This window comes from Pseudomonas paeninsulae, assembly GCF_035621475.1.
Taxonomy (GTDB): domain Bacteria; phylum Pseudomonadota; class Gammaproteobacteria; order Pseudomonadales; family Pseudomonadaceae; genus Aquipseudomonas; species Aquipseudomonas paeninsulae.
In genome coordinates this window covers 1,563,610-1,587,202 of record NZ_CP141799.1, presented here as the reverse complement: position 1 = coordinate 1,587,202, position 23,593 = coordinate 1,563,610, and the positions used below count along the sequence as shown (strand labels likewise).

General features: G+C 61.0%; 23 protein-coding genes. 9 read left to right on the top strand and 14 right to left on the bottom strand.

Annotated features, from left to right (window positions below):
* Positions 1–10: 10 nt before the first annotated feature.
* The 4 genes from rarD to VCJ09_RS07220 all read right to left on the bottom strand — a co-directional run bounded on the left by rarD (position 11) and on the right by VCJ09_RS07220 (position 3,338).
* Positions 11–901, bottom strand: coding sequence for an EamA family transporter RarD (rarD, locus tag VCJ09_RS07235; RefSeq protein WP_324733744.1), 891 nt, complete (start codon positions 899–901; stop codon positions 11–13).
* Entirely contained in the window at positions 898–1,773 is an 876-nt protein-coding gene (locus tag VCJ09_RS07230) for a carboxylate/amino acid/amine transporter (protein WP_324733743.1), read from the bottom strand. Before VCJ09_RS07230 ends, rarD begins: the two co-directional genes overlap by 4 nt.
* A gap of 494 nt (positions 1,774–2,267) precedes the next feature.
* Positions 2,268–2,867, bottom strand: coding sequence for an FMN-dependent NADH-azoreductase (locus tag VCJ09_RS07225; RefSeq protein WP_324733742.1), 600 nt, complete (start codon positions 2,865–2,867; stop codon positions 2,268–2,270).
* A gap of 156 nt (positions 2,868–3,023) precedes the next feature.
* Positions 3,024–3,338: a 3-phosphoglycerate kinase gene (locus tag VCJ09_RS07220; RefSeq protein WP_324733741.1), complete on the bottom strand. Its 315-nt coding sequence runs from the start codon at positions 3,336–3,338 to the stop codon at positions 3,024–3,026.
* Between the two features lie 85 nt (positions 3,339–3,423).
* Between VCJ09_RS07220 and VCJ09_RS07215 the strand changes: the two genes are divergently transcribed.
* The 4 genes from VCJ09_RS07215 to VCJ09_RS07200 all read left to right on the top strand — a co-directional run bounded on the left by VCJ09_RS07215 (position 3,424) and on the right by VCJ09_RS07200 (position 8,234).
* Positions 3,424–4,350 (top strand): LysR family transcriptional regulator, encoded by a 927-nt coding sequence (locus VCJ09_RS07215; protein ID WP_324733740.1) that lies wholly within the window; start codon positions 3,424–3,426, stop codon positions 4,348–4,350.
* 12 nt (positions 4,351–4,362) lie between these two features.
* The gene (locus VCJ09_RS07210) at positions 4,363–5,190 is read left to right on the top strand and encodes an alpha/beta fold hydrolase (RefSeq protein ID WP_324733739.1); all 828 of its coding nucleotides are present in this window, start codon (positions 4,363–4,365) and stop codon (positions 5,188–5,190) included.
* Positions 5,184–5,738 (top strand): peptidylprolyl isomerase, encoded by a 555-nt coding sequence (locus tag VCJ09_RS07205; protein ID WP_324733738.1) that lies wholly within the window; start codon positions 5,184–5,186, stop codon positions 5,736–5,738. The genes VCJ09_RS07210 and VCJ09_RS07205 overlap by 7 nt, the downstream gene beginning before the upstream one ends.
* A gap of 663 nt (positions 5,739–6,401) precedes the next feature.
* Positions 6,402–8,234 carry an ABC transporter ATP-binding protein gene (locus tag VCJ09_RS07200; RefSeq protein ID WP_324733737.1) on the top strand — a complete coding sequence of 611 codons (1,833 nt, stop codon included), beginning with the start codon at positions 6,402–6,404 and terminating at the stop codon, positions 8,232–8,234.
* A gap of 90 nt (positions 8,235–8,324) precedes the next feature.
* Here VCJ09_RS07200 and VCJ09_RS07195 read toward each other — a convergent pair whose 3' ends face one another.
* The 7 genes from VCJ09_RS07195 to VCJ09_RS07165 form a co-directional block, all read right to left on the bottom strand.
* Entirely contained in the window at positions 8,325–8,801 is a 477-nt protein-coding gene (locus tag VCJ09_RS07195; RefSeq protein ID WP_324733736.1) for an REP-associated tyrosine transposase, read from the bottom strand.
* A gap of 108 nt (positions 8,802–8,909) precedes the next feature.
* Positions 8,910–10,034, bottom strand: a complete 1,125-nt coding sequence (locus tag VCJ09_RS07190) for a GNAT family N-acetyltransferase (protein ID WP_324733735.1) — start codon at positions 10,032–10,034, stop codon at positions 8,910–8,912.
* 90 nt (positions 10,035–10,124) lie between these two features.
* Positions 10,125–11,435, bottom strand: coding sequence for an OprO/OprP family phosphate-selective porin (locus VCJ09_RS07185; RefSeq protein WP_324733734.1), 1,311 nt, complete (start codon positions 11,433–11,435; stop codon positions 10,125–10,127).
* Positions 11,436–12,095: 660 nt separating this feature from the next.
* Positions 12,096–12,539 (bottom strand): hypothetical protein, encoded by a 444-nt coding sequence (locus VCJ09_RS07180; protein ID WP_324733733.1) that lies wholly within the window; start codon positions 12,537–12,539, stop codon positions 12,096–12,098.
* A 113-nt stretch (positions 12,540–12,652) separates the two neighbouring features.
* Positions 12,653–12,886: an anti-sigma factor family protein gene (locus tag VCJ09_RS07175; RefSeq protein ID WP_079201240.1), complete on the bottom strand. Its 234-nt coding sequence runs from the start codon at positions 12,884–12,886 to the stop codon at positions 12,653–12,655.
* On the bottom strand, positions 12,880–13,491 hold the full coding sequence (locus VCJ09_RS07170; RefSeq protein WP_079201239.1) for an RNA polymerase sigma factor: 612 nt from the start codon (positions 13,489–13,491) through the stop codon (positions 12,880–12,882). Before VCJ09_RS07170 ends, VCJ09_RS07175 begins: the two co-directional genes overlap by 7 nt.
* Positions 13,491–14,612, bottom strand: a complete 1,122-nt coding sequence (locus tag VCJ09_RS07165; RefSeq protein WP_324733732.1) for a beta-ketoacyl-ACP synthase III — start codon at positions 14,610–14,612, stop codon at positions 13,491–13,493. Before VCJ09_RS07165 ends, VCJ09_RS07170 begins: the two co-directional genes overlap by 1 nt.
* 608 nt (positions 14,613–15,220) lie before the next feature.
* Between VCJ09_RS07165 and VCJ09_RS07160 the strand changes: the two genes are divergently transcribed.
* The 3 genes from VCJ09_RS07160 (at position 15,221) to VCJ09_RS07150 (ending at position 20,317) form a co-directional block, all read left to right on the top strand.
* A complete protein-coding gene (locus VCJ09_RS07160) occupies positions 15,221–17,860 on the top strand; it encodes a CHASE domain-containing protein (RefSeq protein WP_324733731.1) in 2,640 nt (879 codons plus the stop codon).
* A 150-nt stretch (positions 17,861–18,010) separates the two neighbouring features.
* Positions 18,011–19,618 (top strand): FMN-binding glutamate synthase family protein, encoded by a 1,608-nt coding sequence (locus VCJ09_RS07155; protein WP_324733730.1) that lies wholly within the window; start codon positions 18,011–18,013, stop codon positions 19,616–19,618.
* An 87-nt stretch (positions 19,619–19,705) separates the two neighbouring features.
* Positions 19,706–20,317 carry a LysE family translocator gene (locus VCJ09_RS07150; RefSeq protein ID WP_271347025.1) on the top strand — a complete coding sequence of 204 codons (612 nt, stop codon included), beginning with the start codon at positions 19,706–19,708 and terminating at the stop codon, positions 20,315–20,317.
* 287 nt (positions 20,318–20,604) lie between these two features.
* Here VCJ09_RS07150 and zapA read toward each other — a convergent pair whose 3' ends face one another.
* Complete coding sequence (gene zapA / locus VCJ09_RS07145) at positions 20,605–20,907, bottom strand: cell division protein ZapA (RefSeq protein WP_079201233.1); 303 nt, start codon at positions 20,905–20,907, stop codon at positions 20,605–20,607.
* On the bottom strand, positions 20,904–21,152 hold the full coding sequence (locus VCJ09_RS07140) for a hypothetical protein (RefSeq protein ID WP_324733729.1): 249 nt from the start codon (positions 21,150–21,152) through the stop codon (positions 20,904–20,906). The genes zapA and VCJ09_RS07140 overlap by 4 nt, the downstream gene beginning before the upstream one ends.
* 327 nt (positions 21,153–21,479) lie before the next feature.
* On the opposite strand from VCJ09_RS07140, the gene VCJ09_RS07135 reads away from it, so the two are divergent.
* Complete coding sequence (locus VCJ09_RS07135; protein WP_324733728.1) at positions 21,480–21,653, top strand: hypothetical protein; 174 nt, start codon at positions 21,480–21,482, stop codon at positions 21,651–21,653.
* Positions 21,654–21,951: 298 nt separating this feature from the next.
* Here VCJ09_RS07135 and VCJ09_RS07130 read toward each other — a convergent pair whose 3' ends face one another.
* Positions 21,952–22,917 (bottom strand): integron integrase, encoded by a 966-nt coding sequence (locus tag VCJ09_RS07130; RefSeq protein ID WP_324733727.1) that lies wholly within the window; start codon positions 22,915–22,917, stop codon positions 21,952–21,954.
* Positions 22,918–23,130: 213 nt separating this feature from the next.
* Here VCJ09_RS07130 and VCJ09_RS07125 point away from each other — a divergent pair, with 213 nt between their 5' ends.
* The gene (locus VCJ09_RS07125) at positions 23,131–23,523 is read left to right on the top strand and encodes a hypothetical protein (RefSeq protein ID WP_324733726.1); all 393 of its coding nucleotides are present in this window, start codon (positions 23,131–23,133) and stop codon (positions 23,521–23,523) included.
* Positions 23,524–23,593 lie beyond the last annotated feature (70 nt).

Genomic DNA, 23,593 nt, shown 5'->3' with positions numbered 1-23,593 from the left:
TTACCTCCTGTCAGATACGCCGTTGCTTGATCAGCAGCCGCGCACTGTCCCAGCCGACCAGCAGCACCGCCAGCCAGATCGGCAGATAGGTCAGCCACTGCTCGGCATTGAAGTTTTCGCCAAGAAACAACAGTGCCACCAGAAACAACAGCACCGGTTCGACATAACTGAGAATGCCAAACAGCCCCAGCGGCAACAACCGACTGGACGCCATCATCGCGGCAAAGGCCAGGGCGCCGAGCAAGCCCAGACCCGGCAACAGCCACCACAACTGCGGCGCCTGGGTGAACACCGCCACCGGCCCCCAGGCGACGATCAACCACACTGCCAAAGGCGCCAGCACCAGCATTTCCAGAATAAACCCGGACAGGGCATCCAGGCGCATCCAGCGGCGCAACATGAAATACGGTGGATAACCCAGCGCGGTGACCAGGGTGACCCAGGAAAACGCCTGCAGGCGCCACAGCTCATGCAACACACCGAGCAAGGCACAGCACACCGCCAACTGCTGCAACGGGCGCAAGCGCTCGCCGTAGAACACCCGCCCGGCCAGCACCATCGCCAAGGGCAGCAAGAAGTAGCCCAGTGACACATCCAGCATACGCCCGGCCAGCGGTGCCCAGACAAACAAGGCCCACTGCACGCCAATCAATGCTGCCGAGAGCGGCAAGGCCGCCAGCAATAACGGCTCACGGCGCAAACGGTCGACGGCCACAGCCAGCACCGTCCATTGCCGGGCCACGGCGACCAGCAGCAACACCGCTGGAATCGACCAGAGCACCCGTTGGGCGAACACCTGCACGCCGTCCAGCGGCGCCAGTTGCTGCACATAGCCGGGAATCAGGGCAAACAGCATCGAAGCGCCAATCGATAGCGCCACGCCACGCCCGGACAGCGTCATCGCATCTCCTTCGCCACCAGTAGCTGCCGGCTGCCGACCCGGGTCAACAGCAGGGAACTCGCAATCACCGCCCCACCCAGGCTCAACCGCCACAGATCGGCATCACGGTTCCACAGCAATAGATTGACCAACAGACCGGCCGGCACCAACGCGTTGTTCATCACCGCCAGGGTACCGCCATCGACCAGGCTCGCGCCCTTGTTCCACCAGTAAAGACCAAGCCCGGACGCCACCATACCGAGCCAGGCCAAGACCCACCACTGGATGGCGCTGGTGGGCAAGCGGGCGGCGTTACCGAACAGCAAAAAGGCCGGCAAGGCGACGGCCAGCGCGCCTAGGTAGAAATAACCGAAGCGCCGGTACTGCGGAATGCCCGAAGGATGCCGGGCGAGCAGATGCTTGTAGAACACCTGCCCCGCGGCAAAGGTGGCGTTGGCGATTTGCAGCAGGAAGAAGCCGACATAGAAGTCAGTGCCGAGCTGGTCGTAGCGAATGATCGCCGCGCCCGCCACCGCGACCAGCGCGGCGAGCAAGGCCCAGGGATTGAAACGCCGATTGAACGCATCCTCGATCAGAGTCACGTGTAACGGCGTAAGAATGGTGAACAGCAGCACTTCCGGCACCGTCAGCACGCTGAAACTCAGGTACAGGCAGACATAGGTGACGCCGAACTGCAACGCGCCGATCAGCAACATGCCACGCATGAACGCTGGCGCCACGCCGTGCCAGCGGGTCAGGGGCAGAAACACCAGACCGGCGATCAGTACCCGCGTCAGCACGGCAAAATAACTGTCCACCTGACCGGCCAGGTACTCGCCGATCAGACTGAAAGAAAAGGCCCATAACAGGGTCACGATTACTAGATAACGCATGGCCACCTCGCAGCAGGCCGGCGACCTTAGCCTGTCGCGAGGTTTCGAACAATCGCCGCACAACCCGCACAAAAAAACCCGGCCAATCGCCAAAGCGATCGACCGGGCATATGCGCCCCAGGAGCAAAGGGACGCCAAGGGAGTCGCCTGTTACTTGAACACTAGCAGGCCGTTGAAAACGTCGCGAACGCAGTAGCTTTTTCAACGACTCTGTCTCAATTTCGTGTTGCGCGCAGCTTTTGCAGGGTGGGTTAGGCGCATGCGCACTGGCTATTGGCTGGCACGCCGTCAGTTGCGCCGTAACCCAGCCGATGGAGCACACCGATCATCGCTTGGTGAGTTACGCGGCGCACCAACTCCACAGTTGATTTTCAGACCTTGCTCTGCACCACTAACCTGCGCGGCCCGCCCTACGCATTATCGCGCCCCAGGCATCACCTGGCTGATCTGCACGTTTCAACCCATAACCGGGTCTTAGCCTTTTCAACGGCCTGTTAAGCCACTTGCGCTAATTGCGCCTTGGCCTCGGCCAGACCTTTCTCCATGAACTCGCCGCCCAGGTTGAGGCCTTCGGCATGGATGAAGCTGACGTCGTGGATGCCGATGAAGGCCAATGCCTGACGCAGGTAGGGTTCCTGATGATCCATGTTGCCACCGGCATAGATACCACCACGGGCGGTCAGGACGAAGGCACGCTTGCCAGTGAGCAGGCCCTGCGGGCCGGTTTCGGTGTACTTGAAGGTGACGCCGGCACGCAGCACATGATCCAGCCAGGCCTTCAGGGTGCTGGGGATGGCGAAGTTGTACATGGGCGCGGCTAGCACCAGCACATCGGCAGCCAGCACTTCATCGGTGAGTGTGTTGGACAGGGCCAATGCACGTTGCTCCGCGACGCTCTGCTGGTCGGCCGGGGTCATCCAGCCCCCCAGCAGATTGGCGTCCAGGTGCGGTACTTGCTCGACCGCCAGGTCGCGCACCTGGATTTGATCGGCTGGGTGAGCGACTTGCCACTGGGCAATGAATTGCTCGGTGAGCTGACGAGAAACCGAGCCTTGTTGGCGGGCGCTGCTTTCGATTACCAGAACATTGGACATATTTTTGCTCCATCGAGGGGTTGATTAACGTCGATGGAGCAAAGAGTAGAGACACGACAGCCGATTAAAAAGCGCAATTAATCGCTTTTACCTATCGATAAAATTGATTTACAAACCACCTCGCACTAAGCTCGGCAATGGCCATGATGTCGGCGGTCATTTCAGGCCGCAGGTCAACTGCACGCGCAGCTTGATGATGCTGCGGGCGAATTTCATGGTCAGGTTGCTGCTCTGCCCCGGCGCCAACAATACTTTACGGGCGCGCGGCGCCTCGGGGCCGTTGCGGAACACTCCAGTGCACTCGGCTTCCGTCTGACCGTAGTTGTAGAGCAGCACGGCGCCCATGTTGTGATCAATTTCCTGGGTCGTGACCGACACTTCGGTACCGTTGAGCTGTTTTTCCACCTCGATCGGATAAGCGCAAGCAACCAGCGGCAACCAGGCGATCAGGGCACAGCAAAAAATCTTCATGTGGCAGTCTCCAACAAAGGACTGCCAGTTTAGAGCGAGTTCGCCTCAGCGTGCACCCAACGGCTCGCGTGAATAGGAGAGAATAATGAAAGCGCCCCGCGTGACCCTCGATCAATGGCGTACTTTGCAGGCCGTAGTCGATCAGGGCGGCTTTGCCCAAGCCGCCGAGGTGCTGCATCGCTCGCAATCCTCAGTCAGCTACACCATTGCGCGGATGCAGGAACAACTCGGCGTGCCGTTGCTGCGCATCGACGGGCGCAAGGCCGTACTCACCGAGGCCGGCGACGTGCTGCTGCGCCGTTCGCGGCAACTGGTCAAGCAGGCCAGCCAGCTGGAAGACCTGGCCTACAACATGGATCAGGGCTGGGAAGCCGAGGTACGCCTGGTGGTTGACGCCGCCTACCCGACCGCACGGCTGATCAGGGCACTGGCCGCCTTCATCCCGCAGAGCCGCGGTTGCCGCGTGCGCCTGCGCGAGGAAGTGCTGTCGGGGGTAGAAGAAGTGCTGCTGGAAGGCACCGCGGACTTGGCCATCAGCAGCCTGTCCATGGTCGGTTATCTGGGCCATGAACTCAGCGAAGTGGAATTCGTGGCGGTTGCCCACCCCGACCATCAGCTGCACAAGATGCAACGCAAGCTGACCTTCGAGGATTTGCAGAACCAGTTGCAGGTGGTCATACGCGACTCGGGCCCCAGCAAACCGCGCGACGTCGGCTGGCTGGGTGCCGAGCAACGCTGGACGGTCAGCAGCCTTTCAACCGCCGCCAACTTCGTCAGCAGCGGCCTCGGTTTCGCCTGGCTGCCGCGCCACCTGATCGACCGGGAGTTGAGTGATGGAATACTCAAGCCCCTGGTGCTGGCACAGGGCGGCACCAGCCACCCACGCTTTACCCTCTATAGCCACAAGGACAAGACCCTGGGCCCAGCCAGCCAGATTCTCGTTGATCTGATCAAGAACTTCGACGCGGCACCACTCAATACCCCCTTCGCCGCCCCCCAATCAGCCAGCTGAAAGGAGTCACTCATGTCCTACTACGATAACGATGGTTGCCAGTTGCACTACGAGGACTACGGCAAGGGCGCGCCGGTGCTGCTGGTGCACGGCCTGGGCTCAAGCACCCGCGACTGGGAATATCAGATCCCCGAACTGGCTGCGCACTACCGGGTGATCGCCCTCGACGTACGCGGTCACGGTCGCTCGGACAAGCCGCGCGAACGCTACAGCATCGCCGGTTTTGCCGAAGATGTGAGCGCACTGATCGAGCACTTGGGGCTCGACAGGGTGCATTTTGTTGGCATCTCCATGGGCGGCATGATCGGCTTCCAGTTGGGCGTCGACCGTCCCGAACTGCTAAAAAGCCTGACCATCGTCAACAGCGGTCCCGAAGTGAAGGCGAAAAGTCCGCGCGACTACCTGGAAATCGCCAAACGCTGGAGCCTGTCGCGCCTGCTCAGCCTCAATACGATTGCCAAGGCACTGGGTAAGCTGCTGTTCCCCAAGCCCGAACAAGCCGAACTGCGGCGCAAGATCGAGGAGCGCTGGCCGCAGAACGACAAGCGCGCCTACCTCGCCAGCCTCGACGCGATCATCGGCTGGGGGGTGCGCGAACGCCTGGCGCGCATAACCTGCCCTACCCTGGTGATCAGCGCCGACCGCGACTACACCCCAATCGCGCAGAAAGAGGCCTACGTCAAGGAAATGCCCAACGCACGCTTGCTGGTGATCGAAGATTCGCGTCACGCCACACCGCTGGATCAACCGCAGCGCTTCAACAGCAGCCTGCTGGCCTTCCTCGAGGAAGTCGAACAAACTGCCGCCACTGCCCTCAACAAGGATCAACAAGCATGCTGAAAACACTCGCCCTCGCCGCCTGCTCCGTACTGTTTGCCAGCAGCCTGCTGGCTGCGGAGAACCCGAAAGTGCTGCTGACCACCAGTCTCGGTGACATCGAAATCGAGCTGAACGCGGAAAAAGCCCCGATCAGCGTGGAAAACTTCCTCGGCTACGTGGACAGCGGCTACTACGCTGGCACCCAGTTTCACCGGGTGATTCCGGGGTTCATGGTGCAAGGCGGCGGCTTCGATGCCGACCTGCAGCAGAAGCAGCCGCAAGCATCGATCAAGAACGAAGCCGACAATGGCCTGCACAACGTGCGCGGCACCCTGGCCATGGCGCGTACCCAGGTACGCGACTCGGCCACCAGCCAGTTCTTTATCAACCACAAGGACAACGCCTTCCTCGACCACAGCTCGCGCGACTTCGGTTACGCGGTATTCGGTAAGGTGCTGCGCGGCATGGAAGTAGTCGACAAGATCGCCCAGGTAGCGACCGGCAATCGCGGCGGCCAGCAGAACGTACCGCGCGAACCGGTGCTGATCATCGAAGCCAAGCGCCTATAAGCAGTGGGCGGCGCACGACGCCCGTCCTCTGCGCCGCCGTCACCGCATGACCGCCGCCGAGGCCCTGCAACACACAGAGTCTCGCCAACGTCTCACCCCGCAGCGGTCTGCTTGGCCCGCACGCACCCCGCGCCTTGGGGGCTATGGCGCTAGCGCCGCGGTTTCAAGCCGGGAGACCGACAGCGCACACCCGGCAGGATTACCGCTTACTGCCCGTACTTATCCTCGGCCGGGGCAGGCTCAGCTGGCATGGGCTCCGCCGGTGCGGGAGCCTGCTGCTCCTGTACCGGTGGCGCCGGTGGAACACTAGGCTGTTCCGGTTCTTTGTCGCACCCTACCAACGCCAGGGCGAAAACTGCGGGTAACAGAAATAAAATACGCATGCATGACCTCAATCACTAGTGGCTATCCGAACTCGGGCAAGGCGGGTGAAGCCGCCCCTCATCCTTATGGACCGGTATCAGGCGCAAGAGTGCCGTAACGGCCGACAGGGCTCAGCCGCGCAACCCTGACCGCCCGGACCACAACCCTTGTCGATAATCGACAGCAGACGCCTGCGCGCCCAGGTACGGCCTTCACCCTGCGGCATTGCCTGGCGGTCGAGCGCCTGCGGGTTAAGGGATAGAATCAGGTTCTTCTCCCTGACTTAGGCGGATGCCTGACATGCTGTTCCGCCGCTTCGAAGCCCTGATCGACGCATTCAAAGCCACGCCGGACGTCGAGCCGCCAGCGGGCATCCTGCCGTTCTACGCCCATTACCTGCGCCAGGTCTGGCCGCTGATGATCGCCGTGCTGGTGGTCGGTTTCTTCGCGGCCTTGATCGAAGTGGCGCTGTTCAGTTTCCTCGGCCGGCTGATCGACATGACCCAGGCCACGCCGAGCCGCGAATTTTTCAGCCAGTACCAGGGCGAGCTGCTGTGGATGCTCCTGGTAGCGCTGATCATCCGCCCGCTGGTGTTCGGCCTGCACAACCTGCTGACGCACCAGTCCATCAACCCCGGCCTGACCAACCTGATCCGCTGGCAGAACCACCGCTACGTGCTCAAGCAGAGCCTGAGCTTCTTCCAGAACGATTTCGCCGGACGCATCGCCCAGCGCATCATGCAGACCGGCCCGGCCCTGCGCGACTCGGCCATGCAGGTGGTCGACGCGCTCTGGCACGTGCTGGTCTACGCCGGCAGCGCGCTGTACCTGTTCGCCGCCGCCGACCTGCGCCTGGTCCTGCCGCTGCTGCTGTGGATCGTCGGCTACTGCGCGGCGCTCTGGTACTTCGTGCCACGCATCAAGGAACGCGCCGCCGCCGCTTCGGCGGCGCGCTCGAAAGTCATGGGCCGGGTGGTCGACGGCTATAGCAACATCGCCACCCTCAAGCTCTTCGCCCACACCCAGGTTGAAGAGCGCTACGCCCGCGAGGCCATGCAGGAACTGCTCGAAAAATTCCGCCTGCAATCGCGCATCATCACCACCCTGGACCTCCTCATCACCGGCCTCAACGGCCTACTGATCGTCGGCACCGCCGCCCTGGCGCTGTGGCTGTGGAGCCAGGCGATGATCAGCAGCGGTGCCATCGCCCTGGCCATCGGCCTGGTGATCCGCATCAACAACATGGCCGAATGGATCATGTGGGTGGTCAACGGCATCTTCGAGAACGTCGGCACCGTGCAGGACGGCATGCGCACCATCGTCCAGCCGCGCCAGGTGTGCGACCGGGCGGACGCCAGGCCACTGCGGGTCAGCAGGGGCGCGGTGCACTTCGACAACATTCACTTCCACTACGGCAAAAGCCACGGGGTCATCGGCGGCCTGAACCTTGAGGTCGCACCCGGCGAGAAGATCGGCTTGGTCGGTCCTTCCGGCGCGGGTAAATCGACCCTGGTCAGCCTGCTGCTGCGCCTCTACGACCTGGAGAGCGGGCGCATCCTGATCGACGGCCAGAACATCGCCGAGGTGGCCCAGGAAAGCCTGCGCGCACAGATCGGCGTGGTAACCCAGGACACCTCGCTGCTGCACCGCTCGATTCGCGACAACCTGCTGTACGGCAAACCCGAGGCCAGCGAAGCCGAACTGCTCGAAGCCGTGCGCAAGGCCCGCGCCGACAGCTTCATCCCGCAGCTCGACGACGGCCAGGGCGGCCACGGCTTCGATGCCTGGGTCGGCGAACGCGGGGTCAAGCTCTCCGGTGGCCAGCGCCAGCGCATCGCCATCGCCCGGGTACTGCTCAAAGACGCGCCGATCCTGATGCTCGACGAAGCCACCTCGGCGCTCGACTCGGAGGTTGAGGCGGTGATCCAGGACAGCCTGGATACCCTGATGCAGGGCAAGACAGTGATCGCCATCGCCCACCGCCTGTCGACCATCGCGCGCATGGACCGCCTGGTGGTCATCGACCAGGGCCGCATCGTCGAAACAGGCAGCCACCGCCAGTTGATCGAACGCGGCGGCCTCTACGCCCGCCTCTGGCAGCACCAGACTGGTGGTTTTGTCGGGGTAGAGTGATCGCACCCTTGGCGGACACTCCACTGGCCCCGTAGGAGTGGCCCATGGCCGCGAAACGATGTTGAATACACCAACCATCGCCGATCCGGATCAAAGCCAGATGGCATTCCAGAACGGATAATCCCCGATTCGCTTGACCAGTCCCGCACGCAGCGGATTGGCCACGATGTAACGGGCGACGGCTTGCAAGTCTTCCTCTTTGCGCAGGGCATGATCATGAAAGGCTTTCGACCAAAGCGGTCCCGTTCGATTCAGGGTCCGATTGGTGTGGCGGGAACTGGCGGATTTGAGCCGACCAATCACATCGCCGAGGCTGTCGGTCTCTCCAAGCTGAAGCAGCCAGTGCGCATGATCCGGCATCAACACCCAGGCCAGCATGCGGCTTTCCCTGAGCAAGGTGGCGTCTTCGAAACGGCGCGCGACCGAACTGGCGGCTGGAAAGTGGGTGAACACCGGTTCGCGGTTTTCGCTGGTTGCGGTGATTAGATAGGCCGTATTGCTCAGGGAAACCCGGCCTCTACGCAAGGCCGCGTGCCCCGGTGTTTTGTAGCTGTAGCGCTCGTCCATAAGCGTTCTCCTTGAGAAATTCGCGGGCATGGCCCGCTCCTACAATAGCAGCGCGTGCCTCCATACCTTAGGAGCGGGGGACGCTCAGCCCCATGCCCGCGAAAAACCTTATGCCTGCCGATACGGCAACAAGCCGCGCGCCTCTTCGGCATAGCCCTGCACACCCTGGCGCTCGTCCTGGAGAAAATTCGCCACCGCCGTGCGCAAGCCCGGATGGCAGAGGTAGTGCCAGGAGTGGGTGATCACCGGCTCGAAGCCGCGGATCAGCTTGTGCTCGCCCTGGGCACCGGCATCGAAACGCTGCACCCCCTGAGCAATCGCATACTCCATGCCCTGGTAGAAACAGGTCTCGAAGTGCAGCCGATCGAACTCCGCCAGACAGCCCCAGTAGCGACCATACAAACTATCGCCACCGATCAAACTGAACGCCATCGCCACCGGCCGGCCACCTTGGCGTGCCAACACCACGCGGATCATCTGCGGCATCCGCTCGGCCAGCAAGCTGAAGAACGTCCGGGTCAGATAGGGCAACTGGCCGCGCACCCGGTAGGTATTGGCGTAACACAGGTAGACGAAATCCCACTCGGCCTCGCTGAGCTGATGGCCTTCGCGCCAGTCGAACTCGATGCCCTGCCCCGCCACCTGCTCACGCTCCTTGCGCATCTGCTTGCGCTTGCGCGAGCTGAGGGCATCGAGAAAATCCTGGAAATCCCGGTAGCCGCGGTTGTGCCAATGATATTGGCAGCCAAGGCGCTGCAACCACCCGTCACGCCCCTGCAGCAGCGCATCGTCGGCCGGGCTGGTGAAGTTGATATGCAGGCTCGACAAGCCCTGCTGCGCCAGGCTGGCGCTCAGCTCATCGAGCAATTGCCCGGCGGCGAGCGGATCGCCGAGCAGGCGCTGCCCGCCCACCGGAGAAAAGGGAATGGCCCCCAGTAACTTGGGGTAATAGTCGATGCCCGCTCGGTGGCAGGCATCGGCCCAGCCATGATCGAACACGTACTCGCCATAGGAATGACTTTTTATATAGCCCGGCATGGCCGCCAGCACCCGCCCCTGGCCGTCCAGCAACAGCCGATGCGCCGCCTGCCAGCCGCTACGGCCGCCGACGCTGCCGCTGTCTTCCAATGCCGAGAGAAAGGCGTGGCACAGAAAAGGCTGCTGATCGATGCGCAAGGCATCCCAGCTCGAGGCATCCAACTCGTTCAACGCAGACAAGGTTGATATAGGCATGGCCGCAGTCTGGCCTGTTGTCCTGACGAAAAAAAGCCCCGCACGAGGCGGGGCTTGCAGGGAGCAGCGTTGTATTGCTGGTGCGTTTACTTAGAACACGTACTGGGCGCGCAGGCTGATGGCATCGCCATCATCGTCGCCATTGGCGTTGACAATGTCGTCAACGCTGGTGGTCAGGTAGTTGGCGGATATCTTCACGGCTTCGTTGGCATACCAGTTCACACCAACAGTGTGGGTCTTGGCGCTGGCTTCAGCGGTATCGGCAGTCAGGCCGAGCAAAACGGAGTTGGAGGGCGCAACCGCAGTCTCATCAACCGTGATGTCGTCGTAGCGGTAGAAGACTTCCCAAGCACCGATCCGCTTGTTCTCTGGCTTGATCTTGTCGAACTTGCCGCCATCGAGCTTGTAGCTGCGCGATTCGCCGGTCAGGGTGTAGGCAACTTGTACGTTGTAGCCGCTGGCTTCCAGATCGTTGTCGTTGCCATTGGCCACTGCATCGCCATCGGCGGTGCGAGCCAGGTACTCACCCTGGATGGAGAACGGACCCATCATATAGGCCGCTTCCGCCCCCCATGCCTGATCGGTGCCATCCAGCGTAGCGCCACCGAAGGTGCCACGGTTGCCGTTGACGCTATCTTCGGTAGTGCCGCGAACCGACAACCGCGACTTGATCGAGTCACTGAAACCCGCTTCTACTTCACGGGTCGCGTAGTTCAGGCCGAAGTGCAGAACCTGCTTATCCTGAACGATCGGGGCAAATACACCGCGCGCGACGAAAGTGGTGTTGTTCTGGCCATCTTCGTCCTGGTTGCCGTCTTGACGATAACCACCGACTTCACCGTGGAACATGTCGCCCAGCGTGGCGCGCAGACGGATGCCTTCACCATTCTCATGGCTGTTGAGCCAGGGGGCGAGGTCATAAATGGCCGAACGCTCGATGGCAGTGATCCACTTGGAACTGACGGCTTCTTCCAGACCGAAGGTCGGATTGATGCGGCCGACTGACAGTTGGACCGGTTTCCAGCCATTGTAGTGAATGGCCAGTTCATCCCAGTCGCTGGCGTTGTCGCTGAAGTTACGGTTGAAGGTATAGCCCCAGTCAGTGAAGGCTACACCGGAAATTTCCAAGCGGGCACGACGGAAATAGGTTTCATCGGCACGATTGCCATTCTTGGTGTAGAAGCCGTCGAAGCTGTCCGCATCCGCCTGGATACGGCCATTGATCTTGAAGGAAAATTCCTTGTCGGTGGTCGCCACTTCCAGACCACCCTTGGTCTTGACCACGATATCGGCGCCGTCGGTGGTGACGGTGCCCGCGAAAGCCTGGGCGGAAACGGCCAGAGCCAGGGTGCTGGCTGCGAAACCGACCATTGCTCCACGGAAGCTGTGCTTACGGATCATCGAAGATTCCTCTAATAGACTTTTAGTGTTGAAAACACCCGAGCGATCGCGCTCGTTTGTGCTGCAGGGAATCTTGGCGACGGGTTATGTCAGCGCGACTGCTGATATATAAAGTTTTGATGACAGCGGAACTTTTTTACTTCGAATATCTATAAGCAGTAATGGGTGGCCCTGAGTCTCGAGGGCGAGTCGCTGCAGAGCAGGCTGCTCGTGTGAGGGGGCTTTAGCCGCGAAGCCGAGCCGGAGAGCGCCACCGCTCTGGCGCAAAGAACACCGCATTGCTCTTGTGGCAGGGGACCTTGACTGCGACGGGAGCGGCCGCCAAAGCATCGCGGCTAAAGCGGAACACCGCCCGACCGCCGCTACCGCGGTGGTCGAGACGTTGCTCAGAGGGTGTGAAAAATCGAGCGCCGTCGCGAGGCCGCTTCCAGGCATTCGCGGCAAGGCATAGCAGCGTTCCGTTCGGGCCGTAGGCCGGTCCGGGCGCCGATCCGTTCGGAGCGAAGGAACAGCTCGCCGGATGGATAGCGTACCGCTGATCGACGGTGCGCTGCCGGCGGCGAGTGACGTCCCCTACGGATCGCGAATTGCTCGAGGTAATTGGTCGCCGCGTAGGGCGTTTGGAGACGGTCACAGTAGCGAGTGTTGTTTCACAGGCTCTCAGCCCTCGCGTTTAGCCCCCCGCGCGGCGATCTGAGCGTACCAGGCCTCCAGCACTTCGCTGCGCTCACCGGCTACCACCCGCAGCAGCTCGCGCCGCGCCTGCGCCCGCTCGGCTCCGTGGAGCTGCAAATAGCCGAGCAAGTCGTCGAACAGCCGCCGCCGGCTATGCCCGGCCGCCGAATCATCGCGCCGCGACATGCAGTTGACCAACAAGGTGGAGCCGCATACGCAGTTACGGAAGACTTCGACCAGCGTCCCCTCTTCGTCGTCGTAGACGGCCTTCAGACCGGTGATATCGGGGCGAATCGCCTGGGTCTGCTGGAAGTAGTCCGCCTCGCTGGCAAATTCCCGCCCGCAACTGCGACAGCGCTTGGGAAAACTGTCATGGCTGAGCGCCCTGAGACCGACGAACCAGGCATCGTGGCTGGTAATTGATGACATCTCGCGCTCCCGCACCGAAATGGTGATTTGGCCAAGTCAGCATAGGCGCTGGCGCCAGTCGCGCTGGCTGGCAAAGCCCGAGACTGCAATGAGATAAGCACGCTCAGCCCCGATCAGCGCTGCGAGCGGACCTGTTCGGCCAGCCGTGCAGCCAACTCCTCCAACTCGGGAATGGCCGTTTCCGGCAACCCGCGCAACACCCGCTGACTCAGGCGCATCTGTTTGATGAAGCGCCTGCAGCGAAAACACATGGCCAGATGCATCTGCACAGCCAGACGCTGGCGCAGATTCAACTGGCTATCCAATAAATCGCTGGAATTCGCCACCAGCTCCTTACAACTCAGCATTGGCCGGTCTCCTCGAAATGCTCCAGGGTGGCGAACACCTTCAACCGTGCCCTATGCAACAACACCCGGACATTGGAGAGCGAGATCTGCAAAAGATTACAGATTTCCTCCAATTCCAGACCTTGGCGCTCGCGCAGCAACAACACGCTGCTCTGCAACTCCGACAGGCTGGTCAGGGTTATTTCCAGGCATTCACGCAGTTCTTCCTCCGTGAGCAGCGCTTCCGGGGTGTCCTGATGCCAGGCGTGCGGCGCCAGCAACCAGTGGCCGTCGTCCGCGAAGCGCTCCTCGCCAATCGATCCGTGCGGTCCCGGCAGATCGTCCAGCAGTACTTCACGACGGTTGTGCTTGAGGCGCGTCTTGGCGGTATTGGCAGTGATGGTCAGCAGCCAGGTCTTCAGGCTGGAGCGGCCCTGAAAGCCGCCCAGGTTGCGCACCACCGCGAGCCAGGCATCCTGCACCACCTCATCGGCATTGCGACTGCCAACGATGGCGAAGGCCACCGCCCGCATCGCCCCCTGATAGGTAGCGACCAATTCGCGGAAGGCCTTCTGCTCACCGGCCAGCAGGCGGGCGATCAGCGCGCTATCGGACGGGTAGTCCATTAACGCTTACGCAGAATCACGCTGCCAATCGAGTAACCGGCGCCGAACGAGCTGAGCACACCCAGTGCACCGCTCGGCAGATCGTCCTGATGCTTGTGCAGGGCGATCACCGAACCGGCCGAGCTGGTGTTGGCATAGCTGTCGAGGATCACCGGCGCCTCGCCCGGCTCGGCATCGCGCCCGAGCAGCTTGCGGGCAATCAGCAGGTTCATGTTGAGGTTGGCCTGGTGCAGCCAGAAGCGCTTGATGTCGCTGACATTCAACTGATTTTCCGCCAGATGGCTGGCAATCAGCTCGGCGACCATTGGGCAGACTTCCTTGAACACCTTGCGGCCTTCCTGGACGAACAGCTTGTCCGACGCGCCAACACCCTCTTGCGCTGCACGGTTGAGGAAGCCGAAGTTGTTGCGAATATTGTTGCTGAACTGGGTGATCAGCTTGGTGCTGACGATGTCGAACTGGTGCGCCGAGCTAGCCAGGTCGGCCCGTTCGACGATCACCGCGGTGCAGGCATCGCCGAAGATGAAGTGGCTGTCGCGGTCGCGGAAGTTCAGGTGACCGGTGCAGATTTCCGGGTTGACCATCAGGATCGCCCGCGCCTGGCCGAGCTGCACGGCGTTGGTCGCGGCCTGCAGGCCAAAGGTGGCCGAGGAGCAGGCCACGTTCATGTCGTAGCCGAAACCCTGAATCCCCAGCGCCGCCTGTACTTCGATGGCCACTGCCGGATAGGCGCGCTGCAGATGCGAGCAGGCGACTATCACCCCGTCGATATCCGCTGCGGTCTTGCCCGCACGGGCCAGTGCTTCCTGGGCGGCGCCGATAGCCATCTCGCAGAGGATGCCCCACTGCTCGTTGCTACGCTCGGCGATACGAGGAGTCATGCGTTTAGGATCGAGGATGCCGTCCTTGTCGACGACAAAGCGGCTCTTGATCCCCGAGGCCCGCTCGATAAAGGCGCTGCTCGATTCGACCAGCGCCTCGACCTCACCCTTGGCGATCGCCGCTGCGTTGTCCGCATTGAACTGCTGGACGAAAGCATTGAAGGACTCCACCAGCTCGTCGTTGGAAATGCTGTTCGCCGGTGTGTACAGGCCGGTACCACTGATCACGACGTTGTGCACGGTCATTCCTCTCGTTATGTGCCGCGCATCGCGGCCATTTCAGCGTAAGCCCCTGGCCGGCGGGCCACAGACAGAATTATATGAGTGCCAACAGGGCGTTATCACCGAGTAATAGCACAGTCGTTGCAAAGCGCAGAGTGTGCCACAACCGGCCGAGACTCGTCCGCACGTCAGTCAGTGCGTGCGTGCGTGCGTGCGAGCCTGTTCAGTGCTCCGCTTAGCCGGCTGCCGCCCGGATACGACATTGCAGCGCCACTACATAAGCATGCGAGTCTGCCCGGTACCCCGCAGTGCCGAAGCGGGGGATCTTGCGAGTGGACGCCTGGATAAAGCGCCTATCAGACCCTAAAAAGGCCGCCCTGCAGTTGACTGGCGTGTGGTGTGAGTTATCTTCCACTAACTTTCGAGCCGTGCAGTGACGCATCCACCGACCAGAAGACTCTCCCTCCCTCACCAGTTTTTGATTGCCAGCATGCACGTATATTTCGCCCGATAGCACCCGTTCGCTGCCGCCGATTACTGCTGCCCTGCTTGAATAAGAGCGGAGCCTGACTCTGCAATAAACGCCACATGAGTTGAACAACCCGTTCAACGGAGTCTTTCAGTCTATGCAGACTGCACCCTTTGCCGCAGTGCCACTGCCTGTAAAAATACTGCTGCTCGCTCTGGCCTATGCCGGAGCAGGTCATCTGGCGCTGATGCTGGCCATTCCGCCCGGGTTCGCCAGTGCCATCTTTCCGCCAGTGGGGATCGCCCTGGCCGCCGTACTGATCTGGGGCTACCCGATGCTCGCCGGGGTGTTTCTCGGCTCGACCTTGCTGAACCTCAGCATCGGCTTTATCAGCTTCGAGCAACTGAGCCTCGCGGGCCTGCCGATCGCCATGGGCATCGCGCTCGGCACCTCTCTGCAGAGCCTGATCGGCAGCTGGCTGATACGTCATTTCGTCGGTTTCCCCACTTCGCTCACCGATGAGCGAAGCATTTTCCTCCTGCTCTTTATTGGCGGGCCGCTCGCCTGTCTGATCAGCGCCAGCGGCGGCGCTGGCGTGCTGTACCTGAGCCAGGTCATCACGGCCGCGCAATTGCCCTTCAGCTGGTGGACCTGGTGGGTCGGCGACAGCATTGGCGTGCTGATCGCCACCCCGCTGATGTTCATCCTCTTCGCCCAGCCCCGCGCCCTCTGGCGCAGCCGCGCTGGCAGCGTGGGCCTGCCGCTGCTGATCAGCTGCACCATTATGGTTGTGATCTTCATCCGTGCCAGCGAGGCCGAGCAGGACAATCTGCGCCTGCGCTTTCACGAACAAGCCAAGATGATGACCGCTACCCTACAGTTCCGCTTCGAGCTCTACGGCAAGGCGGCGCAGTCCATAGAGCGTTTATTTTCAGCGTCGAATCAGGTGTCTCGAAAAGACTTTGCCCGTTTCGTGGCTAACCTGCCGAGTACCTATCCGGGCATCACCGCTGTCAGTTGGGACCCTGTGATCAGCGCAGACCAGCGTACGCGTTATGAGGCGCAGATGGTTGCCGAAGGCTTTCCCGGGTTCCGCATTCGCGAACACAACGACTCTGGCGAGCTGGTTCTCGCCGCACAGCGAGAGACCTATACACCGGTCACCTTTGTCGAGCCCTTTGCGGCAAACGCCAAGGCACTGGGTTTCGACGTGCAATCCAAGCGGCACAGACGTCAAGCCTTGAACAAGGCTCGCGATAGCGCCAGGGCGATGATGACGGCGCCGATCACCCTCATCCCGGACAACGAGGCGCCGCAACCCGGCGTGCTCTTGGTGTACCCGGTCTACAAGGGCGATCCGCCCCTCAGCACCGGCGAGCGTAAACGTGAGATACGCGGCTATGCGGTGGCGGTTATCCGGATGGCCGACCTTATTGAAAATGCCCTCCAGGCCTACCCGGCGGACAGCTTCCAGTTGCAGTTGCTCGATATCACCGACGCCACGCCGCAGCCCCTGTATGGCCAAACCAGCGCTGCGCTGCCGTCCTATGCGGCAGGGTTGGTCTGGCAGGAATCATTTCAAGTGGCCGGGCGAATGCTGCAGCTGTCGATCTCGCCAACCGAGGCATTCATGCAACGCAACCATGGCCTGCAGCCTTGGGCGGTGCTGGCCGGCGGCCTGTTGTTATGCAGCCTGCTCGGCGGCTATCTGCTGACCATCACCGGTCGCGCCGATCAGATTCGCCATCAGGTCCAGCAACGCACCCTGGAGCTGAGTGCCATCCTGGAAAATGCCGCCGAAGGCATTCTCATATTCGATCAACACGGCCTGATCGAACGCGCCAACCCGGCCAGCAGCCGCCTGTTCGGCTATGCCTCTAGTGAGCTGCTCGGGCGCCAGATAGCCAGCCTGATCCCAGCGTTGCAGCTGCGCTCCGAGGAAGGATTGCAGGGCATGCTTGGCAAGCCACTGGAGGTCACTGCGACTAACGCCGATGGTGTGCAGTTGGAACTTGAGATCAGCCTGAGCCGTTATGAGCTGCCGGGCCGTCAGCGCTATATCTGCATGGCCCGTGACATCAGTGCGCGTAAGCAGGTCGAACGCCTGAAGAGTGAATTCATTGCCACCGTCAGCCACGAGTTACGCACCCCGCTCACCTCGATCAAGGGCTCGTTAGGCCTGTTGGCGGCGGGTGCTGTGGGCGAGCTGCCGGAGAAGGTGCGCGAGCTGGTCTGCATCGCGCAAAGCAATTCGGAACGTCTGGTCAACCTGGTCAACGACATTCTGGATATCGAGAAACTCGAATACAGTCAAACCAGCATCCAGCTCAGCCGCACCGACCTGCGGCCCTTGTTGCATGAAGCGCTGCTGCACAACCAGGGCTACGCCGACAGTTTCGAGGTGCATCTCAGCCTGGATGACCAGGCACTGCCGGAGCAGGTACCGGTTGCAATCGACAGCCTGCGTCTGCAACAGGTGTTGAGCAACCTGATATCCAATGCGGTGAAATTCTCCGAACCACGAAACCAGGTGCGGATATCCGCCGAGATCATCGCGAGTGAAGTCAGGGTCCAGGTGCACGACCAGGGGTCCGGCATCGCCGAGGAGTTCCGTGAACGCATCTTCCAGAAATTCGCCCAGGCCGATGGTTCAGACAGTCGCCGCAAAGGCGGCACCGGACTCGGCCTGAGCATCTGCAAGACCCTGGTGGAGCGGATGAACGGCAAAATTGGCTATAGCAGTGTGCTGGGCGAAGGCAGCACCTTCTATTTCACCCTGCCGCTGACCGAGGCCTGAGTTTGTTTCTTTCGGCCTACGCCCCGGAGTGAGTACGCCCGGTTGCCCGCTCCAGTAATATGCGATCAGACGATGGCCAGACGTCATCGACGAACATGCGCACGGCCGTCTACATTAACGCCTCGCCCAACCTTGCCATTTGGAACCCGCATGACCTTGTCGCTGCTCAGCCGTTACGCCTTCTTCGCTTTCTGCGTGCTCTTCACCCTGGTTAGCCTGGCGTTCCTGCAGCACGAATGGCTGTGGCCCTTGACCCTGATTAGCGCCGTGCTCAGCCTGATCGGCATCAGCGACCTGCTGCAGACGCGTCAGGCGGTGCGGCGCAATTACCCGATCCTTGGCAACATCCGCTACCTGGTCGAAGGCATCCGCCCGGAAATTCGCCAGTACCTGCTGGAAGCCGACGGCGAGCGACTGCCGTTCTCCCGCGCGCAGCGCACTCTGGTCTATGCCCGGGCCAAGAATGAGGGCGCCGACAAACCTTTCGGCACCCTGCTGGACGTCTACCAGAACGGTTTCGAGTTCATCAGCCACTCCATGCGCCCGGCACCGTTGAGCGATCCTGAGAGTTTTCGCGTGGTCATCGGTGGAGCGCAATGCACTCAGCCCTACTCGGCCTCGCTATTGAATATCTCGGCGATGAGTTTCGGCTCGCTGAGTGCCAACGCCATTCGCGCCCTGAACAAGGGCGCGAAACTCGGCAACTTCGCCCACGACACCGGCGAGGGCAGCATCAGCGCCTATCACCGCGAGCATGACGGCGACCTGATCTGGGAACTAGGCAGTGGCTACTTCGGTTGCCGTACCAGCGATGGCCGGTTCGACCCGCAGCGCTTCGCCGTCCAGGCGCAACTGCCACAAGTACGGATGATCGAGATCAAGCTGAGCCAAGGCGCCAAACCCGGTCACGGCGGCATATTGCCGAAGCACAAGGTCACCGCTGAGATCTCCACGACCCGTGGCGTGCCGATGGGCGAAGACTGTGTATCGCCGTCACGGCATAGCGCTTTCTCCACGCCGACCGAACTGTTGCAGTTCATCGCCCAGTTACGCGAGCTGTCCGGCGGCAAGCCGGTCGGCTTCAAGCTGTGTCTCGGTCACCCCTGGGAATTCATGGGCATCGCCAAGGCCATGCTGGAGACCGGCATCCTGCCGGACTTCATCGTCGTCGACGGCAAGGAAGGCGGCACCGGCGCCGCGCCGCTGGAATTCACCGACCATATTGGCGTACCCATGCGCGAAGGCCTGCTGTTCGTGCACAACACCCTGGTCGGTTGCGGCCTGCGCGAACAGATCAAGCTCGGCGCCAGCGGCAAGATCGTCAGCGCCTTCGACATCGCCTGCGTGCTGGCCATCGGCGCCGACTGGGCCAACTCGGCGCGCGGCTTCATGTTCGCCATCGGCTGCATCCAGAGTCGCAGCTGTCACACCAACAAATGCCCAACCGGCGTCGCCACCCAGGACCCGCTGCGTCAACGCGCCCTGGTGCCCGAGGACAAGGCCCAACGGGTGTGCAACTTCCACCGCAACACCCTCAAGGCGCTGGCGGAGATGCTCGCCGCCGCAGGTCTCGAGCACCCGGCGCAACTGGACGCCCGCCACCTGGTGCGACGCATTTCCGCCAGCGAGATCAAACTGTTCTCCCAGCAACACGTCTACCTCCAACCTGGCGAGTTGCTCGACGAGCAGATCGAAGGTGAGTTCTACCAACGGATGTGGCAAATGGCCCGCGCCGACAGCTTCGAAGCGGCGTCCTGAGCACAGCCGCTTGACCGATACCCCTACATAAAAGAGCATCCGCCAACACGAGCGCAACAAACGCCCTCCTCTCCCCCGGAAACCCATATGGCCCTGCACAGCTGGTTACTTTATCTCGCCGCCGTCATCGGCCTATCGCTGACACCCGGTCCCAATGGCCTGCTGGCATTGACCCACGGCGCCCTCTATGGCCACCGCAAAACCCTGTGGACCGTGGCGGGCGGGGTGATTGGTTTCGCCGTACTGATGGCCCTGTCGATGTTCGGCATCGGCGCTCTGCTGCAAGCCTCGGCCAACGCCCTTAACATCCTCAAATGGATCGGCGGCGGCTACCTGATCTGGCTCGGCATCCAGCTCTGGCGCGCCCCGCCGCTGCACCTCAGCGCCCCTGTCCTGGCCGTCGCAAAACCGGGCCGTGCGCTGTTTCGCCAGGGCCTGCTGTCGGCACTGTCCAACCCCAAGGTGATCCTGTTCTTCGGCGCCTTTTTGCCGCAGTTCCTCGACCCACAAGGCGACCTCTGGCTGCAATTTGCCGTGATGGCATTGACCTTCGCCGTGGTGGAAGGCCTCGTCGAATACCTGCTGGCCCGCGCCGCCCACCGCATCCGCCCCTGGTTGGAGCGCAGCGGCAAAGGCTTCAACCGCTGCTGTGGTGGCCTGTTCGCGCTGATGGGCGCGGCTTTGCCGATGGCGCGCTAACCGCTCGTTGACACACTACTGCGCTTGGCTATGCGGCGTTGAAATCAGCCGCTGATCTGGATTGCATTGCAACTACTTGTGCCAAAAGCATTTTTTCGGTGCACGTATTGTCCAATCCCGAAGAATTCATGGGTTGCATGTAGTAGCAATACAACCCATGAGGTCTACCCAGCGCTCGAAGCCTGGATGCAATCCGGGGGCAGTGCTGATAGCCACTGCCGATGCCCCGGATTGAGCTACATCTCTGCGTGGATTAGCGCCGGCTGATTCGCACATGAGCCTGGAGCTCAAGCCTGCTTGATCAAACCGGCGATATCGGCAACTCTGGCGCTGACTGCGCCCTCGATACGCTCGATGTTTTGCCGATGGCGCTGCTCCAGCTCGACCTGCTGCGCACACAACTTCAACGCCGTGAGCACCAGCAGGCGCTCGCCGGTCAGGGTCGCCGACTGGGCCTTGGTCTCCGCCAGCAGGCGCTTGAGCAGCAGCGCCGACGCGGCTAAATCCGCTTCTTGGCCGACAGGCACCTTGATGCTGTAGTCATTGCCCAGGACTGAAATGACCTGGATCGTTACATCGTCACCACTCATACGTTAGCCGGGCTCGCCTTGACAGTGCTGCTGCCGGTGGCCAGTTCGACCAGGGCCTGGATCCGCACGATAGTGGCGCTGTGCAGTTCTTCCTGCTCAATCGCGCTCAACTGCAGGGTCTCGTTTTCATCCTTGATTTGCGCCAGTTCGCTGCTCATTTGCGCATTTGCGCTCTGCAGCGCCTTGTTCGCCTGCACAAGGTCACTGACCAGTTGTTCCAACTGACTTAGGCTATTTTCCAACATATTGATTACTCGAGCTTTTTGGCGGGCCGCCACAATAAAGAAAAGCCCCGGGAGAAGCCAGGTGTCGCCAAACACCATTTTCGGCCAGACGTCACCCCATATCGACAATGGCCCCCTATAGAGGTCAGAGCCCTGGAGTCGCCACCCCCCGCGGGACCAGCACAATTCAGTCGGTCCGACAGCTCCGGCCTAGCGTGAGTTCCCCTTGACCGGCAGACGGTTGCCAATGTGTCGGGCAGCAACCGCATGTGTTCGTCGCCGCGCCGGAGTCAGTTGACCTTGCCGCACTACGCTGATGAGTGATCGATTGGTTAACTGAGGTGCGTCATGGGATCCCCAGTCGAAATAGTCAAGCGTTCGTCCGCGCAGGCGACCGACCTGCCGGATGTGCACAGCAGCGCCTTCGCCGATCTGTTCGACCGCTGCGGCGATACCCGCCTGGTGCTGCTCGGCGAAGCCAGTCAGCGCTGTCAGGTTGTAGTGTCGAGGTGCCGCGGGTAGCAGCAGGTAACACGACTCACTGGGCTTTATCGCCAGGTGCCGGCGCAACTGCAGGAAGAGCAGGAAGAGCAGCGCAAAACGCGCCAGCACGCCCCGCCACGCATATAGATGTGCGTTACCAGGTCGCAGCGCCTTGGCTTGGCTCGGGTGGCACACTGCACTATGCTCGGCCACACCAAGGGACTGTCAGCCAACCCCGCCTATCCGGCATGGATCGCCGTCGCTCCCTGTCTTTCTTGCCATTCAGTCGCCAGCCCCGTTGCGCGCAGAGGACGGCGGTAGCCTGCCTGTATCACCGCTAGCCCAAAGGGCTCTGCACCCCGGCAAAACCCTGGCCCAGCACATGCGTATAGATCTGCGTGGTCCGCACATCCGCATGTCCCAGCAGCGTCTGCACGGTACGAATGTCGCTGCCGCGCCTGAGCAACTCAGTGGCAAAGGTGTGCCTGAAGGTATGACAGCTGGCGGGCTTGTGCACGCAAGAGCGATGCAGCGCCTGCTTGACCGCTTTCTGGATGGAGCTGACGTGAATGTGATGGCGCACGATCTGGCCATCCTCGTCCGGGCACAGGCTGGTGGAAGGAAACAGCCATTGCCACTCGAACGAGCGCGGTGCGTTCGGATACTTGCGGCGCAGCGCAAACGGTAGGCTGACCGGCGCTTGATAGAAAGGCTCATGGCTTTTCCAGGCGTTGAAGATACGTTGCTTGCGCTCAAGCAAACTGCTGATCAGTGTGGCGGGCAATAAGGTTGTCCGGTCTTTGCCACCTTTACCGTCATGAATGGTGATCACCTGCCTGTCGAAGTCAAGATCCTTCATCCGTAGGCGGGCCGCCTCGACCACCCGGAGCCCGGCTCCGTACATCAGCGAAGCCAGCAACTGATAGGGCTGCCTGAGCAAGGCAAGAATCTCGGTGGCCTCGGCATGGGTCAGCACCGTGGGGATACGCGTAGACCGCTTGGCCCGCACAACTTCGCCAACCTGCCCCAATGGCTGCTGCAACACCCTCGCATACAAAAACACCAACGCATTGAGCGCCAGATTCTGCGTAGCAGCCGCCACCTTGCGCTCAACCGCCAGCCAACTGAGAAAGGCATTGACCTCCACCGCCCCCATCTCCAACGGGTGGCGCAACTGATGGAAGCGGATAAAGTAACGAATCCAGTACCAGTAGGATTTCTCGGTACGAATACTGTAATGATGCAGCCGCATCACCACCCGCACCTGCTCGCGCAGACGGGGTTTGGAGGTTGAACTGTCCATGCCGACTCCCGACCACTGTTTTTTCATACAGTAGTAATGGTAGCGTAGAATGCGGAAGTCAAGCGAATACAGAAAAACACCTGACGCACTGGCTTAATATGCTGATCTGTAAGGTTTAATGGATTTTCGAATTCAAAATTAGTGCTTGCTTATGCGGAATTCACTACCATCGGATTAACGAAGAATTCCATCTAATCACTGTTAGAGGCAACCATGCTAGAAACAGTTATCTCCGTAATTGGCGTATTAATAGCGCTCGGTAGTTTTTGGTTTACGGAAAAGCAATGGCGCAAAATAAACAAGAAGATAGCCATGATTACAGATGCCGGAGCAGCTATTGAAGTTTTGCCAGCCTGGTATACGGCTCGAATGATGCAAGATCAATGGTATTTCGGCTTAAGAACAGTTGATGGCCATGTAATCGCTATCAGCAACATAACCGCCATATCCGACGACGGAAAATGGATGGATGTAAATCTATTAACCGATGATGAAATACCTAATTGCAAGAAAACAAATTTCATCACTGCTGTCGCAGACGATAGAAGAGCTGCATCTATCCAGATAGATAAAATCGTTCTTGCATACGACATTATCACGAGTTAGGTATGCCTCTAACAAGGCGCTCAAATCGCTCACTTCGTTCGCTGGGACTTGCTAAAGCAAGCCCCTTAGC

Coding starts and splice junctions, on each gene's coding strand:
- VCJ09_RS07185 (WP_324733734.1), bottom strand. CDS start 11,435: ATGATCCGTAAGCACAGCTTCCGTGGAGCAATGGTCGGTTTCGCAGCC.
- VCJ09_RS07160 (WP_324733731.1), top strand. CDS start 15,221: ATGCAGACTGCACCCTTTGCCGCAGTGCCACTGCCTGTAAAAATACTG.
- VCJ09_RS07140 (WP_324733729.1), bottom strand. CDS start 21,152: ATGTTGGAAAATAGCCTAAGTCAGTTGGAACAACTGGTCAGTGACCTT.
- VCJ09_RS07195 (WP_324733736.1), bottom strand. CDS start 8,801: ATGGACGAGCGCTACAGCTACAAAACACCGGGGCACGCGGCCTTGCGT.
- VCJ09_RS07180 (WP_324733733.1), bottom strand. CDS start 12,539: ATGTCATCAATTACCAGCCACGATGCCTGGTTCGTCGGTCTCAGGGCG.
- VCJ09_RS07210 (WP_324733739.1), top strand. CDS start 4,363: ATGTCCTACTACGATAACGATGGTTGCCAGTTGCACTACGAGGACTAC.
- VCJ09_RS07230 (WP_324733743.1), bottom strand. CDS start 1,773: ATGCGTTATCTAGTAATCGTGACCCTGTTATGGGCCTTTTCTTTCAGT.
- VCJ09_RS07225 (WP_324733742.1), bottom strand. CDS start 2,867: ATGTCCAATGTTCTGGTAATCGAAAGCAGCGCCCGCCAACAAGGCTCG.
- VCJ09_RS07200 (WP_324733737.1), top strand. CDS start 6,402: ATGCTGTTCCGCCGCTTCGAAGCCCTGATCGACGCATTCAAAGCCACG.
- VCJ09_RS07215 (WP_324733740.1), top strand. CDS start 3,424: ATGAAAGCGCCCCGCGTGACCCTCGATCAATGGCGTACTTTGCAGGCC.
- VCJ09_RS07150 (WP_271347025.1), top strand. CDS start 19,706: ATGGCCCTGCACAGCTGGTTACTTTATCTCGCCGCCGTCATCGGCCTA.
- VCJ09_RS07155 (WP_324733730.1), top strand. CDS start 18,011: ATGACCTTGTCGCTGCTCAGCCGTTACGCCTTCTTCGCTTTCTGCGTG.
- VCJ09_RS07175 (WP_079201240.1), bottom strand. CDS start 12,886: ATGCTGAGTTGTAAGGAGCTGGTGGCGAATTCCAGCGATTTATTGGAT.
- VCJ09_RS07190 (WP_324733735.1), bottom strand. CDS start 10,034: ATGCCTATATCAACCTTGTCTGCGTTGAACGAGTTGGATGCCTCGAGC.
- VCJ09_RS07125 (WP_324733726.1), top strand. CDS start 23,131: ATGCTAGAAACAGTTATCTCCGTAATTGGCGTATTAATAGCGCTCGGT.
- VCJ09_RS07205 (WP_324733738.1), top strand. CDS start 5,184: ATGCTGAAAACACTCGCCCTCGCCGCCTGCTCCGTACTGTTTGCCAGC.
- VCJ09_RS07170 (WP_079201239.1), bottom strand. CDS start 13,491: ATGGACTACCCGTCCGATAGCGCGCTGATCGCCCGCCTGCTGGCCGGT.
- VCJ09_RS07130 (WP_324733727.1), bottom strand. CDS start 22,917: ATGGACAGTTCAACCTCCAAACCCCGTCTGCGCGAGCAGGTGCGGGTG.
- VCJ09_RS07135 (WP_324733728.1), top strand. CDS start 21,480: ATGGGATCCCCAGTCGAAATAGTCAAGCGTTCGTCCGCGCAGGCGACC.
- rarD (WP_324733744.1), bottom strand. CDS start 901: ATGACGCTGTCCGGGCGTGGCGTGGCGCTATCGATTGGCGCTTCGATG.
- zapA (WP_079201233.1), bottom strand. CDS start 20,907: ATGAGTGGTGACGATGTAACGATCCAGGTCATTTCAGTCCTGGGCAAT.
- VCJ09_RS07220 (WP_324733741.1), bottom strand. CDS start 3,338: ATGAAGATTTTTTGCTGTGCCCTGATCGCCTGGTTGCCGCTGGTTGCT.